Origin of the sequence: Paraburkholderia sp. UYCP14C, from assembly GCF_004197395.1 — a bacterium.
In the GTDB taxonomy this organism is placed as follows: Bacteria; Pseudomonadota; Gammaproteobacteria; order Burkholderiales; family Burkholderiaceae; genus Paraburkholderia.
The window spans coordinates 1-1,001 of the sequence record NZ_SELS01000281.1; the positions used below are offsets into that span (position 1 = coordinate 1).

Below are 1,001 nucleotides of genomic sequence, written 5' to 3' on the forward strand. Positions count from 1 at the left end.
CCGAACGCGTCGAGCGAATCGTCGTAGCCGAGCTTGTGCTTGAGCCACGTGGCCGACCAGAAGCAGACCACACCCGCGACGATGCCGATCACCAGCGCGCCGGTCGTGCCGACGAAGCCCGACGCCGGCGTCACCGCCACCAGACCCGCAACCGCGCCCGACACGATACCGAGCACCGACGGCTTACCCTTGGCTGCCCATTCGGCGAACATCCATGCCAGCGCCGCCGCGGCGGTCGCCACCTGGGTCGCGAACATCGCGAAGCCGGCACGGCCGTCCGCTGCCACCGCCGAACCCGCGTTGAAGCCGAACCAGCCGACCCACAGCATCGCGCCACCGATCAGCGTGAGCGTCAGGTTGTGCGGCGCCATTGCTTCCTTGCCGTAGCCGACCCGCTTGCCGAGCACCAGACAGCACACCAGACCCGCGATACCGGCATTGATGTGCACCACCGTGCCGCCCGCGAAGTCGAGGATGCCCGCGCTAGCCAGCCAGCCGCTCGGCTCCCACACCATATGCGCGATCGGTGAGTAGACGATGATCGACCACAGCGTCATGAACACCAGCATCGCCGAGAACTTCATGCGGTCCGCGAACGCACCGGTGATCAGCGCCGGCGTGATGATCGCGAAGGTCATCTGATAGACGAAGTAGACGGTCTCGGGGATCGTCGGCGCGAGGTGGCTGACGGTCAGCGTCGTGGCCTTGTCGCCCTTGATGTAGTTCATGCCCGTCATGAACACGCGCGAGAAGCCGCCGATGAACGAGCCGCCCGGCGTGAACGCGAGGCTGTAGCCGATCACGGTCCAGACGATCGTCACGACACAGGTGATCGCGAAGCTTTGCATCAGCGTCGCCAGCACGTTCTTCTTGCGGACCATGCCGCCATAGAACAGCGCGAGGCCCGGGATCGTCATGAACAGCACCAGCGCGGTCGAGGTCAGCATCCACGCGGTGTCGCCGGAGTTGATCTTCGATGAATCGACCGAGAACGGTGCGGT

1 protein-coding gene is annotated in these 1,001 nt (G+C 65.4%); it reads right to left on the minus strand.

Annotation, left to right across the window (positions count from 1 at the left end; all coding sequences use genetic code 11):
• The coding region (locus EVC45_RS44840; RefSeq protein ID WP_129964385.1) for an ammonium transporter at nucleotides 1-1,001 on the minus strand (1,001 nt) is incomplete at both ends.